Below are 14,001 nucleotides of genomic sequence, written 5' to 3' on the forward strand. Positions count from 1 at the left end.
TAACTTGCAGCGCGAAATTAACAAAAATAACTCACGAGCATTGAAAGTATTTAAGTTTGGAGGTGCATCTGTAAAAGATGCCGATTCGGTAAAAAATATGACCTCCATAATTGAGGCGAATATTTCCGATCAATTAGTGGTTATCGTCTCTGCCATGGGCAAAATGACTAACGCCTTCGAGAATATTCTCCAAAAATTAATCGATGAAGAAGACTATAAGGAAGCACTTCAGTACGTAAAAGATTTTCACTTTGGAATTATTTCTGACCTCGGTTTGGCCGGGAATCAACAACTAAATCAAGAAATAAATACTGACTTCGAATCGATTCATCACGAATTGGATAGATTCAGCTCTTCAATGGGCTACGATTTTATTTATGATCAAACCGTGTCTTATGGTGAAATTTTATCCACCCGAATTGTAGCGGCATATTTAAATACCCGCCAAATTAAAACCACTTGGCTAGATGCCCGGAAAATGGTGAAAACCGATAACATTCACCGACAAGCCCTTGTAGATTGGGGCGCCACGCAAAACATCATTCGTTCGCAAGTGTCGCAATATGCAGATAGAAGCGTAGTGCTTACACAAGGTTTTATTGGTTCGAATGCTAAGTTCAACACCACCACCCTTGGAAGGGAAGGAAGTGATTTTAGTGCAGCAATCTTCGCCACTTCTTTGAATGCCAAATCGGTAACCATTTGGAAAGATGTGCCAGGAGTACTCAATGCCGACCCGAAAAAATTTGATGACACAGTGCTATTCGATCAGTTGCCTTACAAAGAAGCTGCTGAAATGACTTATTATGGTGCTTCGGTAATTCACCCTAAAACCATAAAACCCTTAGCTCAAAAAGGCATTCCCTTGTATGTAAAGTCGTTTGAGCACCCTGAAGCCAATGGCACACTTATTAACGAATGCGTGATTCCGAATTTGGCTCCTGCCATTATTCACAAAGGAAAACAGACCGTTATTTCGTTTAAAATAAGTGACTTCTCTTTCATCAACGAGCAGCATATTCATTTGATTTTTGAGCATATCAACAGAAATCATCTTACGATTAATTTGATGCAAAATTCAGCCATATCATTTACCATTTGTATGGACGATAATCCTGTAAAAAGAGAGCAGTTAAGAATGGCCTTAAAAGACGATTTCTTGATTTATTATAATGAAGGTCTAGAAATGATTACGGTAAAAAACTACAACCAGTCCACTATTGATAATCTTATTAAAGGCAAACAAATTATTATAGAACAACGCAGTAGGAACAACTTTCAAGTAGTATATAAATAGTGACCAACTAAATGAACTTGTGTTTTCAGACTTAACATTTATCGATTGGTCAGTAGTTTTGGCCGCTGCTTTTGTTTTGGGTTTATCCAAATCAGGCATCAAGGGCATTAGCATTATCATTGTGGCCTTAATGGCGTTTGTTTTTGACGCCAAAGCCTCCACTGGCATTTTACTTCCTATGTTACTTGTAGGCGACATATTTGCTGTAATCTACTACAACCGTCATGCGCAATGGAAATACCTTTTTAGGCTTCTACCCTTTATGATGTTGGGGGTCATTTTCGGCACTTATGTGGGCAACAGCATGGACGAAGATTCCTTTAGAAAAAGCATGGCCATTGTTATTTTTATTTCAGTGGTTGTTATGTTTTGGTGGGACAGGCGAAAATCTAAAGCTGTACCTCAGCACATTAGTTTTGCTGGCTTAATGGGGCTAACGGCAGGCTTTACCACCATGGTTGGTAATTTAGCAGGCTCGTTCTCGAATATCTTTTTCTTAGCTATGCGCTTGCCTAAAGATGCCTTTATTGGCACTACTGCATGGCTATTTTTGATCATCAACCTTTTTAAAATGCCCTTTCATGTTTTTAGTTGGGGTACCATTACTTGGGAAACCCTCAAGATAAATTTAGTAGTTATACCCGCCATTCTTTTAGGTCTTTTTATCGGGGTAAAGCTTCTCAAAAAAGTCAACGATAAACTTTTTAGGCAGTTTATTCTGGTAATGACAGCTGTTGGCGCCATCATGATTTATTTTAGTTAATGATCAGGGAGTAACTCCAGCACCACCAAAACGGGTCTATGGTCAGAAGCTACACGTTCATCAATGACGCGTTTCTCTAAAACCCTCCACCTGTGGGCAGGTCGAAAAAGCACATAATCAATCTTCTTAGTAGGTTTATCTGAAGGGAAAGTAAATGCATTATCGGCAAATGACCGCTCCCAATCTTTAAAAAGCAGTTGCATGACCCTGTTTTCAGGCGTTTCGTTTAAATCGCCTACCAATATGGTTGGCACATTATCCCTTTTCAATACCTTATTCAATTCTTCGGCTTGAATATATCGGTTATGGCCGTCCGCTTCATGGTCTAAGTGTGTGCCCACAAAACGAATGGTGTCACCACTTTTGATCACTACATTCACTTCTGCAGCGGCTCTTGGTTCCTTTCCTTCGGTATAAGGCAATGGATGATTTTTTGTTGTTAGGAAAGTGAAATTTGAAAGAATACCTTCTCCATACTCCCCTCCGTCATAATACATGGCTCGAGCAAAAAGTGGCGACATGTTGGTGCGAATACCTAACTCGGTCACCAAATCGTATTTTTTAGAGCGGTTGGTTTTGAAATCAACTTCTTGAAGAGCCACCAAATCAGATTTTTCTTTACTAATCACCGAAGCAATTAAATCTAAATCAAAGTCGCCTTTGAGCGTTTTTCCATGCAAGATATTGTAGGTCAATACCCTTACAATTCTAGAAGAGTCTGGCGCTTGTGCCGAAAGCTGACTTCCTAAAAAAAGCGTGACGAATAGAAATCTAAGACTTCGAAAGTAGTTCATAGTGAATTCTGGTTGATGATTTTAAGCATGGCTTTACGCTAACTACTCTTCCGTAGTAGGTTCGCTCGTAGCCAAGTAAACTTCGACATTACTGATGGTCGGACTTCCCTTGGCATCGGTAAAGGTAATCTTCAATTGACTGGTGGTTACGTGCGGCAATCGAAGTATGCGTTTGTAGCCTATGGTGGTTTCATTGGCGATTTCCTTATAGCCGTCCTCATCCTTCACTTCCACTTTAAACGCTTTAATACGCTGCCCTAGCGGAATGTATTCCTGAAGTACCAACCGATTAAAAGTAGCTTCTTTACTAAAGTTGATCATCAGCTCGCTTTCAATCACATCATCTTCTGTAGCCCAATAGGTACCGTTATTTTCATCCAAAATATTGGAAGACAAATAGTTGTTTCCTCTGGTGTTCGAGGCCACTGCTTTTGCGCCTTTGGCCAAGTTCACTGCAAAAGTTTCGTCTAGGGTTTTGCGCAATTCCATCAAGGCTTTTACATCATTCTCATGTACCAAACCTCTTCGATCGACAGGTAAGTTAAGCAGCAAGTTGCCGTTTCTCCCCACGGATTTATAATAGATATCCAGCAATTCCGACAAGGATTTCACTTCATCATCCTGACTTTCATGGTAATACCATCCCGGTCTGATGGAAACATCACATTCGGCAGGCACCCAATGCGTTCCGTTTTCATGGCCAGAGGTGAGTTGCTGATATGGCCCAATGCCTGGAGCAAACTCATTGCGCCTCAATGGTGCCCAATTGGTAACATCGGCAAAACCGTTTTCATTTCCCACCCAACGGACATCTGGGCCGCCATCGCTAAAGACCACGATATCGGGTTGAAGTTCTTTGGCCAACGCAAAAGTACTGTCCCAATCGTAATAGGTTTTTCGGTCTACATTTCGGGTTTCGTTGGCGCCACCATAATAGCCGTCACCACCATTGGCTCCATCTACCCAAAGTTCAAACACCTCTCCATAATTGGTCAGCAATTCCCTCATTTGGTTACGATAATAAGTAATGTATTCAGGCTTGCCATAGTCGGCATGGTTCCTGTCCCAAGGCGAAAGGTAAAGCCCCATTTTAAGGCCGTATTCTTTACAAGCTGCCGCCAATTCTTTGATCACATCGCCTTCTCCATTCTTCCAAGGACTGTTTTTTACAGAATGTTCGGTATAAGCCGAAGGCCACAAAGAGAAGCCATCGTGGTGCTTTGCTGTTAAAATAATGCCTTTCATTCCAGCTTCTTTGGCCACTCTTGCCCATTGGCGGGTGTCCAATTCCGAAGGGTTGAAAAGGCTTGGCGATTCTCCTCCAAGTCCCCATTCCATATCCGTAAAGGTGTTCATATTGAAATGGACGAAAGCATAGTATTCCATTTCATGCCAATTCAATTGTTCGGTACTCGGCAGCGGCCCAATGGGCGCTGGCGGTGGAACTTCTTTAGCGCAAGAAAAAGAGAAAAAAGTAATTACAATGAGGAGTTGTAAAGAAAAAAGCTTCATAAGTCAGAAAATAGTTGACAACAAGATAATGAATAAGATAAGATAATGAGAATGAAACGTTTCAATCCTGATCACCAACCAAGGGTAAAATGACCAAATATAGTCCAAAATTACTTTCACTTTTGACCTATATTGATCTAATTGCAATTGCTGAGTCAAAAATGCAGTATTGAAGTAGCCTTTCAGTTGAGTGAATTTTTTAGCACAATCATTGCTAACATATAAGCTCCAAACAAACCAGACTTTGAAGAACCTAATCAAATCCAAACGGTTTCATTTGTTAGTAAAACTTACCGCGCACTGGTCTTTTCTAATATTGATATGCCTGCCCTTTATAGGCCATGCGCAATCCAAAATCCCAAGAAATAGTAATGATAGATTTATAGGTGTTGTTAAAAGCGACTTCTACAGCGACCCCACGGGCCTGTTAAAAGATGCATCAATTGGTATTGAATGGTGGACACTTTTAGGCGAACCAGTAGAGCTTTATACAGTAAAATGGAACAGTACTGGGGTTTTTAAAGTTACTGTCAAAGGCAAAGAAGTCTCAGTATCGAGAAGTTCTCTAAACAAGTACCCCGATCTGGCAAAGAAGTTTGACAACCTTAAACCTTACAAAATAGATTTTGCGATTTACGGCACTGCTGATGGCAGATCGTCTTCTGTTAAACGAGGTGGATCTTTCGAATACGCCTCCTTTTTCAATCAAGGAAGTTCCTATAAGAAAGACGGCCAATCGTATGACCCCTATACGCTTTCGGCAAGAATCTTATATCAAATTCCTGATGCTAAAATATTGGCTGGTAAAAGTGGGGAAGTAATTAAGAACATTGTTCCTGAAAGCCCTATGTACTGGAATGAATTTATAGCTTGGAAAGAAAACACAAGTAATTACTCTGAGCCTGACCTCAAATTCGATTACTTGGTACTCAATAAAAGTAGATCGGACTATGAGAAATTGGACGATGCATCTAAGAAAACATTAAACAGAAAGCTAAAGTACCTCTATGCTAACACCAATTTCTTCAGCCTTAAAGCTAAAATCACAAATTTAGAATGGCCTAAATACGAACTCGAAAGTTTGGCCAACGAGTTTCTAAAAAGAGAAGAAAAGAAAGAGACGGAAGAGGAACAAAAAGAAGACGATTTTTGGAGTGGTGAAGAAGAAAAAACAGACAAGGCAAAAACGGCCAAGGAAGACGATTTCTGGAATGGGAAATCGGAAACCACTCAAGAAAAGGCCGATGACTTTTGGAGTGGAAAGGAAAAATTAAAAAAAACGGAAGATGATTTCTGGGGCGGAAAAGGAAGTGTTGAAGAAGAAGTCGAACTTGAGCGTAAACTAGCAGAAGCCTCTGGAGACCAGTATTTGGGGCATAAAACCGTAACCACAAAGTATATTAGAGTCCGCTGCCGTGATCATGGTGATATTGATGGGGATCGTGTTGAAATACTTCACAATGGAAAAGTAATAGAATCGAATTACACGCTTTCAGCATCATTTTCCACTTTCAATGTGGAACTTACCGAAGGCATTAATAAAATATCATTTAGGGCATTAAATCAAGGCTCATTGGGTAACAATACTGCTCAATTTAGAATTGAAGACCAAAACAGCACCCTTCTCTACAACAACGAATGGAATATCACTACGGGCTATAAAGGCACCCTTTTAATTATTAAAAACTAATTTCAATGAAGCATTTAGTCTTAACACTTTTCATCTTAACCTCTTTTTTAAACATAGGCTACTCCCAAACCACCAACGACAAGGCAAAAGCTTATTATTTAGAAGCAGTAAAAGCATATGACAACAATAACTTCAGTAGAGCCATTTCTAATTTAATTGAGGTCGAAAAAACATTAGGGAGTACAAACGCACGTGTGCTTCATTTAAAAGTAAAAGCTTACTACGCCAAAGGTGATTACTCCAACGCCAAAGCAAGCCTCGATCAATTTTCCAATTACAGCGATAGCGCGGCCGAAAATATAAAAAGTGAGGTGTATAGCTACATTGTAAAAGTAGACAACAAGCTAAAAGAGCAGCGAGCCGCTATCAAGTTACAACACCAAAAGGACAGTATAAATGATGTTATCCGAAAAGAAAAAGCAAGACAAGCAAGGCTAGCAGCTCAAAATAAAGCAGAAAGAGAGCTAATGGAAGCCATCGAAGAAAAACTGGAATGGGCCCATTTTGATGATGAAAATGAATATCTATACCCATTTTATTATCAATCTAAAAGTGGTTATATCGATGAGTATGGAAACATAGCAATTCCGCTTAACTATGACAATACAGAACCCTTTAGTCAAGGTTTGGCTTGGGTAAAGAAAAATGGAAAGTATGCTGCCATAAATAAAGATGGAGAAACCATCATTCCATTCACGTTTTATCGTTCTGTAAACAATTTTAATGAAAAAGGTTGGGCGCAAGTACAATTGGCAAACAGCAAATACCAATACATTGATAAAACTGGAAAAACTGCCCTTAAGATAGATTACCCTAAGGTTGGTTGGTTAAGCGAGGGACTTATTGCCGTAGGTAAACCATTAAATTTTGCTACTGACATATACGGATACATTGACACTACTGGAGAAATGGTTATTCCGATGATCTATTCCTCTGCTTCAAAGTTTCAGGAAGGCCTTGCCGCTGTTACCTTAGAAAAAAATCGAAATGCTGGCTTTATCAATAAGAAGGGCGAAACCGTTATTCCCTTCAAATACGATTATACAGGAAGCTTTTCAGAAGGTCTTGCTGCAGTGAAATATCAAGGAAAATATGGCTTCATTAATAAACAAGGTGAAACCGTGATCCCTTTCAATTATGAAGATGCTTATTTTTTTGCCGATGGATTAGCGGCAGTAAAAAAGCCTAATGGTTGGTGGGGTTTTATCAATAAAGAAGGTGAGCTGGTAATTCCCTATCAATATAAATATGGCGCTAATTTTGTAAACGGAACGTCCATTGTCACTAATCTTAAAGGTTGGACTGGAGAAATTGATACCACAGGAAAAATCATAAAGCCATTCAAAGACCCTTATGCTAACCGCTAAAATTCTATTCAGAAGAATCAGGCTCAGAAGTTAACACCTCCCAAGTATGGTCGGCCAGCAGTTTTACGCTGGAGATAAATTGTTTGAAGGGCTTAGACCTCCCCCATTCCTTTGGACCTATTAATGAAAGTAAATCCGTTCCGTCTTCGCGCTCGTAGAGGTGATAGGTTTTTCCGATCAAAGGCTCAAAACTCATTTTGGCCATATAGATTCGTTCAGAAACTTCTACCCTTTCTTGAATGGCCTTGGCTTGTTCGGCCAACAGTTGCATTTGCTTATAAATCTGTTTGACCTGCATTTCGGTTTGCTCATGCATGGCCGCCACAGCTCTGCCTTTAATCCTTCCTTTGTCTTCCGGCTTAATCATGGCGCCACCTACCGTATGCGGAAAGCTAATGAGGCCGGGGTTCTCGGTCGTCATTTCGCTCATTTTCTCTAAATCAATCCGATCTAGGTCTATCTTTTTGCCCGTTTTTGTCATGCTGAAAGGTTAACTCAAGTTTAATAAAACTGTTTTACTTTTCTTTAAGGCTATCGATTTTAAGCGAATCCTGAGTATTCTCTTCCGAAGGCGCAATCGATTCCTTCAACAGTTTTTTAGAGCCCGGAAAACTCGTTCTGGTAGTAATATCATAACCCACAAGAATGGTGGCCAGAATGAACAAAATGGCTACAATCACGAATATCTTTTTTTGACGGTTCATAAATGAAAATAACAACCTTTTGAAGAATGAAATCTGAAATTAAATTAAACGCAAGCCCTCCAAAAGTTGATTTCTTTGACTTTGGAAGATCTTTATAACTCCAACCGTACTATCGTTGAGAACTTCTGGAGAGTTAGTTCACTTAATCTCGCTTTATTAATCGAACTCAGATCGTAAAGTTCATAAAATCGTTGCTTAATTTCGAACCAATGGAGAAAAAGCTGCCCAATACCGATCGCAAAATCATTCATATCGATATGGATGCTTTTTTTGCTTCGGTAGAACAGCTGGATAAGCCCGAGTTTAGAGGCAAACCTTTGGCGGTAGGCGGAAGTAAAGAACGAGGCGTTGTGGCTGCGGCCAGCTATGAGGCCCGTAAATACGGAGTGCGCTCGGCCATGCCTTCCAAAACGGCCTATCAAAAATGTCCGCATATTATTTTCACCCCGCCTCGGTTTGAAAGGTACAAGGAAGTTTCAAACGTTATTCGAAGCATTTTTCTGGAATACACCGATTTAGTAGAACCGCTTTCTTTAGACGAAGCTTTTTTGGACGTAACCGAAAACAAAAAGGGCATTCCCTCTGCTACTTTGATTGCCAAAGCCATTCGGAAACAGATTTTTGAGAAAACGGGTTTAACCGCCTCTGCAGGTATTTCCATCAATAAGTTTTTGGCCAAAATTGCCAGCGACTATCAAAAGCCCAACGGTATTACCCTGATTGGTCCTGAAAAAGCAATTTCGTTTTTAGAAAAACTAGAAGTAGATAAGTTTTTTGGGGTAGGAAAAGTAACGGCCAAAAAGATGCACGCTTTGGGTATTCACACCGGCTACGATTTAAAACAGTGGACGAAAGAAGCGCTCAAAGTAAAGTTTGGCAAGGCAGGGTCGTTCTATTATGATATTGTGAGGGGGCATGATTACCGCCCCGTAAACCCTAATAGAATCCGTAAATCATTGGGGGCAGAAAACACTTTTGACCAAGATTTGGTCGAGATTGAGGATATGAAAATGGCGCTTGACCCAATCCTTCAAACCGTTCATAAAAGATTAGAAAAGGCCGACACATTTGGCAAAACCCTTACCCTTAAAATAAAATTCAAAGATTTTAGCCAGATTACCCGAAGCGTTACTCAAACCGAAAACATAGTGAGTAGCGAAACACTTAAACAGCTGACTTTCAATTTACTTGAGCAGGTGAACTGGGAAGATTTTCCGGAAGGCGTGCGCCTATTGGGCGTTACATGCTCTAATTTTGAGCAAGACGAAGCAGAGGAAAATGTCAAAAAAACAGGATACCAGTTGACAATTGACTTTTAGAATTGTTAAAATAGAATAAATTTTAATCGCTAAATCGAGTAAATTTGAGCAATATTGAAGCACAATATGGAAAAGTTAGTTATAGCAAGCCACGCAGAATTTGCAGAACACATTGGTAAGGAACTGGGTGTTTCAGATTACCTTAAAATTGACCAAGAAAGAATTAATGTTTTTGCCGATGCCACACTAGACCACCAATGGATTCATACCGACCCTGAAAGAGCTAAATCTGAAGGCGGTTTTGGAAATACCATTGCCCATGGTTATTTAACTTTATCTATTCTGCCGCATTTATGGGAGCAAATTGCCGATATCCGTAACATCAAAATGATGATTAATTACGGCATCGAAAAGCTTAAATTTAATCAGCCCGTAGTGGCCGATTCTGAAGTAAGACTGAGGGTAAAACTCACTTCTTTGGCCGATTTACGAGGCATTACCAAATGCCAGTTGAATGTGAAACTCGAAATCAAAGACAACCCAAAACCTGCTTTTACAGGTGAAATGATTTTCTTATATCATTTTGAATAAACACTATTTTAAAACGACATAAAATACGCAAAGCCTAACCCGAAAGAGTTGGGCTTTTTTGTTTGTTGGGGGAATGACAGATAGGTTATTCCCGAACTTTTAGGCAACTTCCCCACTCCTCCTCGATTGCATCGAGGAGTTACTACAAATCGGTTTATAACCGATAATTATCGTTCAATTATCAACAAGCCACCTGACAAATGTGTTACTGAAAAAGACCCTTACAGGGTGACTGTTTCTTGACAGGTGCGGCCTTAAACAGACACACCGAAGCTTCGGAAAGAATGACGATGAATTTTAGCCCATGGTTTAATCAAGACACCCAGCATTTGGTTAACCATATTTAAATGGATTTCGTAAATTGAACCATGAGCAGAGAAGAAGTGAAAACAGCAATCAACCAATTATTGGACAATACACCGGAAAAAGCACTCCAAGAAGTTTACGACTATTTAAAGTCTGTTCAAGGCAAGTCTGACAAATCTGTGAGCCTATCTCAAAACCTAAGAACCATCTTAACGGAAGACAAAGAGCTTCTTGAAAGACTAGCCCAATGATCTCAGAGCGCGAAGTTCTTGAAATACATTCCATTCTAATTGAACGGTTTGGTAGTTCTGAAGGGGTTCGAGACCAAGAACTTTTAGATTCCGCATTGAACCGTCCTTATCAAACTTTTAATGGACAAGAGCTATACCCTCGTCCAATCGACAAAGCAGCTGCAATTATTGAAAGCATAGTTAAGAATCATCCTTTTGTTGATGGCAATAAACGAACTGGTTATGTGCTTGCCCCACTCCTCCTCGATTGCATCGAGGAGTTACTACAAATCGGTTTCCAACCGATAGTTCTCGATTAATTACCAACATGCCACCTGACTAATGTGTTACTGAAAAAGACCTCCGAGGTCTCGTAGCAGGGTGACTGTTCTGAGCAGTGTGTAAAATGTGGTCTCTCTTGTAAAGCAGAGTTCGGTAGTAATCCCCTACCTACCGACTCTTACTTATAAATAACCTCTAAGCCATTATATCGGCATTCCACCTAGCTTATACACTTTGTAGGTATCAGTAATTCTCACCCTTAGAGGGTAGTCAAGCTTATTTTCTAACCATCATATTTGGGTCACCTTTAATGAGCTAATTAATCATTAAGGATGCCCATATCTTTCTTTAAGTTATTTCTGAATGGAAGAACTGTGGGCCAATTGATTTAATTTTTTAACTAAAACCCCAACCCAATGCAAGATTCACAAAATCCAAAAAATGCAAGCTCAGAAATCCCGATGGGTGAGTTGCTAAGCTACCACCAAAAAATGGCAGAAAAGTATAAGGATACCGACCCTCTTCAAGTAACCACCAGCCCTGACTTATTGGCCCTTATGATTTTCAATGGCTATTACTCAATGGATAATACACCTGGAGCTTTCTTTACAGTAGACACTAACATTCATATTCAAAATGGATCTTCTACCCCTATTTATGATCTAGCACTCATCATATGTATGGATGGTAAAACTTCTTATCGTGTTCCGTTTACCGGAACCTTTGATGGTACACACCTGATACAAACCGGAACAGCCGCGAATACCTTCGGTATTTCTCTGACTTTTACTCATAGTGGTCAGCAAAATGGCACAACAGCCTCTTTCTCTGGTTCTATTACTCCTTATGGCGGAACGCCTGTAACGGTCACTGGTAAAACCTACAATAACCCAATTCCTTATGCTCAATATATTGGCGAGTATTACGAAACCGTTCCACTTCACCTCAGCCCTAGTAAAACAACTAAAACGATGTTACCTGTAATGAAAATTGAAGACAACTATCAAATTTCATATGACATCACGGGGAATGGAACACTAAGTACTGTTGGTTCATTTTCATACAATTTAAATATGTACTTCTTTTCATTTACAGAAGGAAACAACTCCATTAGCCTAATCATGGGCACGGCTGCCGCTGGTGGCTTTGCCTGCAACAATATGACCGTAAATAACACAAGCCATACTGTTGTCTCAAGATCGTTACAAACCATTCCATTTCCGGTAATGGCATCGAATGAAATACCAAGCCTCACCCCTGGTGCTGCTAAAGATTTAGCTCAATTCAGTGGCTATTACTCACTTCCGTCCATTACTCCACTTGCTTTTATATCAATAGAAGCACAGTATATAAATGGACTAGGCGATGACTATGTGGTTATGATTGGTGTATCATTAGACGGAGTTACTTCTCAAGGTTTCTATTTTGATACTACAATGAGTTTCGTTGAAAATAAGCTGACCATGCCTAATCAAGCCATTACGCTCACTTTCAATAAAGCCTATGATCCGGCTAATAGGTCACTTGCATCGGTTGCAGGAACAGTGATGGGGCATAATAACGTAACAGGCTATACCCTGTTTAACCCAGTGCCACTATCTGCTTTTGGAGGTGTACCAATGACCAACAAGCAGGGTGTTAAATTGACTGTAGTAAACGATAACGAAGTGGTTTATGCTGGCACTCAAATTACTACCCCAATGAAAAGTATTCTTTATGTACCTATCATGTATATACTGGCATATCCATCTACAAATCCAACTACGGTAATGTCGTTTGGAACAGATGGAAAAAGAGGGAACACCTGTATTATCACCGACAATAATGGCATTTACGTAACCTATGCCATACCAAACGAATCTGCGAATTAGAAAGTAGTGTATTCAAATTGAAATGGTCTCTAGGTAACTTTTGGGGCCATTTTTTTATACTACCTCGTCACTAAAGCATTATTAATTCAACACCGAAACTTGCTAAGTCGGAACTATTTAAGCTATTTTTATACAAGGAGTAATTTCTTGAAAAATCTATAAGCGCAGTATGAAATCGGTTTTCTCACTCTACATATTTTCATTATCACTTACCTATGCTTCTGCACAACATTGCCCTTTCGACAATTCGGGGCTTTTAGTGGTTAGCATCGTTGACGCCAAAACAAAAAAACCTGTTACGCACATTCAACCATATTTAACAATAAAGTCTGATTCATACGATACAAAAGAAGCCAAAACTCAAGCCTCAGTTTATCCTTTTTCTCAAGGCGATTCTCTATTTGTTCTCAATCCAAAACACACTGACAAAAAGTGGACTGACGGATACCAACTACAAAAGATCAACTACCATTTTGCAAAGGGCTATTTTATTCGACCTATATCTATGGACTTGGAAAATATTGACAACTTAAATATTGGAGCCTTTAATAAAAATGGGGAAGACTTAGGTATCTACTATACTGTAACTGCTCAAGATTTCTATGATCTTCACGATAATTTCGGACATAATTGGTTTGAAATTTCTAAGCTTAAAAGCACTCCAGCCCCTTCTCACCCCTTTAATAAATTAATAGTAATTGAAATCAATCAAAATTAAGCCACTGTCGCAGGTGCTCCGAACCTGTGACTAACTATGAAATATAGGACTCTGCCCGTGCTTAACCGCAAGACAGACATTAACAACATTTCAATTTTCCTATTCAAATCTTTAGCCCCTTCGTTATCTCAGGGAAGGAAAATAGGCGGTTTCGCTTTAAAGAATGATTTATGATGAAGTAAACATGACCTATATCAGCCACAATTCTCTGTATTCTCACACATTTCAGTTTCTATATTTTTATCATGAAAATGGTTAAAACCATTGCTTATTAGGGCTCATGACATAGCCCACGGTTTAAACCGTGGGCTATGTCATATAATGCAAACATTAACCGTTTCAACGGTTTTATACCATCCAAAACAAAAAAGCATCAACCATTTCTGATTGATGCTTTTACTTGAGGCGTTGAGCGGATTCGAACCGCTGTACGAGCTTTTGCAGAGCTCTGCCTAGCCACTCGGCCACAACGCCCTTTCGAGAGCGCAAAGATATCAATTAATGATTATGTGCCCAATGTTTGTTTGAATTTTAAACCTTAAAAAACAAAAAAAGACACCTTATTGCTAAGGTGCCTTTTCTATATGTATTTGTGTCCCGTCCTGAAATAGCGTTAC

General features: G+C 39.6%; 14 protein-coding genes and 1 tRNA gene. 10 read left to right on the plus strand and 5 right to left on the minus strand.

The window, feature by feature from the left end; all coding sequences use genetic code 11:
* Positions 1-40 precede the first annotated feature (40 nt).
* Complete coding sequence (locus OB69_RS16285; protein ID WP_053224834.1) at positions 41-1,297, plus strand: aspartate kinase; 1,257 nt, start codon at positions 41-43, stop codon at positions 1,295-1,297.
* Between the two features lie 19 nt (positions 1,298-1,316).
* Complete coding sequence (locus OB69_RS16290) at positions 1,317-2,060, plus strand: sulfite exporter TauE/SafE family protein (RefSeq protein ID WP_053224821.1); 744 nt, start codon at positions 1,317-1,319, stop codon at positions 2,058-2,060.
* Here the strand turns inward: OB69_RS16290 and OB69_RS16295 are convergent.
* Together OB69_RS16295 and OB69_RS16300 are read right to left on the minus strand one after the other, a co-directional pair.
* A complete protein-coding gene (locus tag OB69_RS16295; RefSeq protein WP_053224822.1) occupies positions 2,057-2,854 on the minus strand; it encodes an endonuclease/exonuclease/phosphatase family protein in 798 nt (265 codons plus the stop codon). The two genes, OB69_RS16290 and OB69_RS16295, sit on opposite strands and share 4 nt — an antisense overlap.
* A gap of 42 nt (positions 2,855-2,896) precedes the next feature.
* Positions 2,897-4,366: an alpha-L-fucosidase gene (locus OB69_RS16300; protein WP_053224823.1), complete on the minus strand. Its 1,470-nt coding sequence runs from the start codon at positions 4,364-4,366 to the stop codon at positions 2,897-2,899.
* Positions 4,367-4,610: 244 nt separating this feature from the next.
* Between OB69_RS16300 and OB69_RS16310 the strand changes: the two genes are divergently transcribed.
* Positions 4,611-6,056: a hypothetical protein gene (locus tag OB69_RS16310; RefSeq protein WP_157608611.1), complete on the plus strand. Its 1,446-nt coding sequence runs from the start codon at positions 4,611-4,613 to the stop codon at positions 6,054-6,056.
* A 5-nt stretch (positions 6,057-6,061) separates the two neighbouring features.
* On the plus strand, positions 6,062-7,423 hold the full coding sequence (locus OB69_RS16315; RefSeq protein WP_053224826.1) for a WG repeat-containing protein: 1,362 nt from the start codon (positions 6,062-6,064) through the stop codon (positions 7,421-7,423).
* A gap of 4 nt (positions 7,424-7,427) precedes the next feature.
* Here the strand turns inward: OB69_RS16315 and OB69_RS16320 are convergent, their stop codons facing one another.
* Positions 7,428-7,904 (minus strand): DUF2452 domain-containing protein, encoded by a 477-nt coding sequence (locus OB69_RS16320; protein WP_053224827.1) that lies wholly within the window; start codon positions 7,902-7,904, stop codon positions 7,428-7,430.
* 34 nt (positions 7,905-7,938) lie between these two features.
* Entirely contained in the window at positions 7,939-8,127 is a 189-nt protein-coding gene (locus tag OB69_RS16325; protein WP_053224828.1) for a hypothetical protein, read from the minus strand.
* Positions 8,128-8,336: 209 nt separating this feature from the next.
* Here OB69_RS16325 and dinB point away from each other — a divergent pair, with 209 nt between their 5' ends.
* The 6 genes from dinB to OB69_RS16355 all read left to right on the plus strand — a co-directional run bounded on the left by dinB (position 8,337) and on the right by OB69_RS16355 (position 13,384).
* Positions 8,337-9,446 (plus strand): DNA polymerase IV, encoded by a 1,110-nt coding sequence (gene dinB, locus OB69_RS16330; RefSeq protein ID WP_053224829.1) that lies wholly within the window; start codon positions 8,337-8,339, stop codon positions 9,444-9,446.
* A gap of 66 nt (positions 9,447-9,512) precedes the next feature.
* A complete protein-coding gene (locus tag OB69_RS16335) occupies positions 9,513-9,977 on the plus strand; it encodes a MaoC family dehydratase (protein WP_053224830.1) in 465 nt (154 codons plus the stop codon).
* A 368-nt stretch (positions 9,978-10,345) separates the two neighbouring features.
* Positions 10,346-10,534 carry a hypothetical protein gene (locus tag OB69_RS16340; protein ID WP_053224831.1) on the plus strand — a complete coding sequence of 63 codons (189 nt, stop codon included), beginning with the start codon at positions 10,346-10,348 and terminating at the stop codon, positions 10,532-10,534.
* Positions 10,531-10,833: a type II toxin-antitoxin system death-on-curing family toxin gene (locus OB69_RS16345; RefSeq protein ID WP_071426807.1), complete on the plus strand. Its 303-nt coding sequence runs from the start codon at positions 10,531-10,533 to the stop codon at positions 10,831-10,833. Before OB69_RS16340 ends, OB69_RS16345 begins: the two co-directional genes overlap by 4 nt.
* A gap of 378 nt (positions 10,834-11,211) precedes the next feature.
* Entirely contained in the window at positions 11,212-12,666 is a 1,455-nt protein-coding gene (locus tag OB69_RS16350) for a hypothetical protein (protein ID WP_053224832.1), read from the plus strand.
* Positions 12,667-12,835: 169 nt separating this feature from the next.
* The gene (locus OB69_RS16355; RefSeq protein WP_053224833.1) at positions 12,836-13,384 is read left to right on the plus strand and encodes a hypothetical protein; all 549 of its coding nucleotides are present in this window, start codon (positions 12,836-12,838) and stop codon (positions 13,382-13,384) included.
* Between the two features lie 403 nt (positions 13,385-13,787).
* On the opposite strand, the gene OB69_RS16360 is transcribed toward OB69_RS16355, so the two are convergent.
* Positions 13,788-13,858, minus strand: a tRNA-Cys gene (locus OB69_RS16360).
* Positions 13,859-14,001: the final 143 nt, after the last annotated feature.

Origin of the sequence: Roseivirga seohaensis subsp. aquiponti (assembly GCF_001267955.1) — a bacterium.
GTDB classification, from domain to species: Bacteria; Bacteroidota; Bacteroidia; order Cytophagales; family Cyclobacteriaceae; genus Roseivirga; species Roseivirga seohaensis.

Coding starts and splice junctions, on each gene's coding strand:
- OB69_RS16325 (WP_053224828.1), bottom strand. CDS start 8,127: ATGAACCGTCAAAAAAAGATATTCGTGATTGTAGCCATTTTGTTCATT.
- OB69_RS16350 (WP_053224832.1), top strand. CDS start 11,212: ATGCAAGATTCACAAAATCCAAAAAATGCAAGCTCAGAAATCCCGATG.
- OB69_RS16295 (WP_053224822.1), bottom strand. CDS start 2,854: ATGAACTACTTTCGAAGTCTTAGATTTCTATTCGTCACGCTTTTTTTA.
- OB69_RS16300 (WP_053224823.1), bottom strand. CDS start 4,366: ATGAAGCTTTTTTCTTTACAACTCCTCATTGTAATTACTTTTTTCTCT.
- OB69_RS16345 (WP_071426807.1), top strand. CDS start 10,531: ATGATCTCAGAGCGCGAAGTTCTTGAAATACATTCCATTCTAATTGAA.
- OB69_RS16315 (WP_053224826.1), top strand. CDS start 6,062: ATGAAGCATTTAGTCTTAACACTTTTCATCTTAACCTCTTTTTTAAAC.
- OB69_RS16340 (WP_053224831.1), top strand. CDS start 10,346: ATGAGCAGAGAAGAAGTGAAAACAGCAATCAACCAATTATTGGACAAT.
- OB69_RS16335 (WP_053224830.1), top strand. CDS start 9,513: ATGGAAAAGTTAGTTATAGCAAGCCACGCAGAATTTGCAGAACACATT.
- dinB (WP_053224829.1), top strand. CDS start 8,337: ATGGAGAAAAAGCTGCCCAATACCGATCGCAAAATCATTCATATCGAT.
- OB69_RS16320 (WP_053224827.1), bottom strand. CDS start 7,904: ATGACAAAAACGGGCAAAAAGATAGACCTAGATCGGATTGATTTAGAG.
- OB69_RS16355 (WP_053224833.1), top strand. CDS start 12,836: ATGAAATCGGTTTTCTCACTCTACATATTTTCATTATCACTTACCTAT.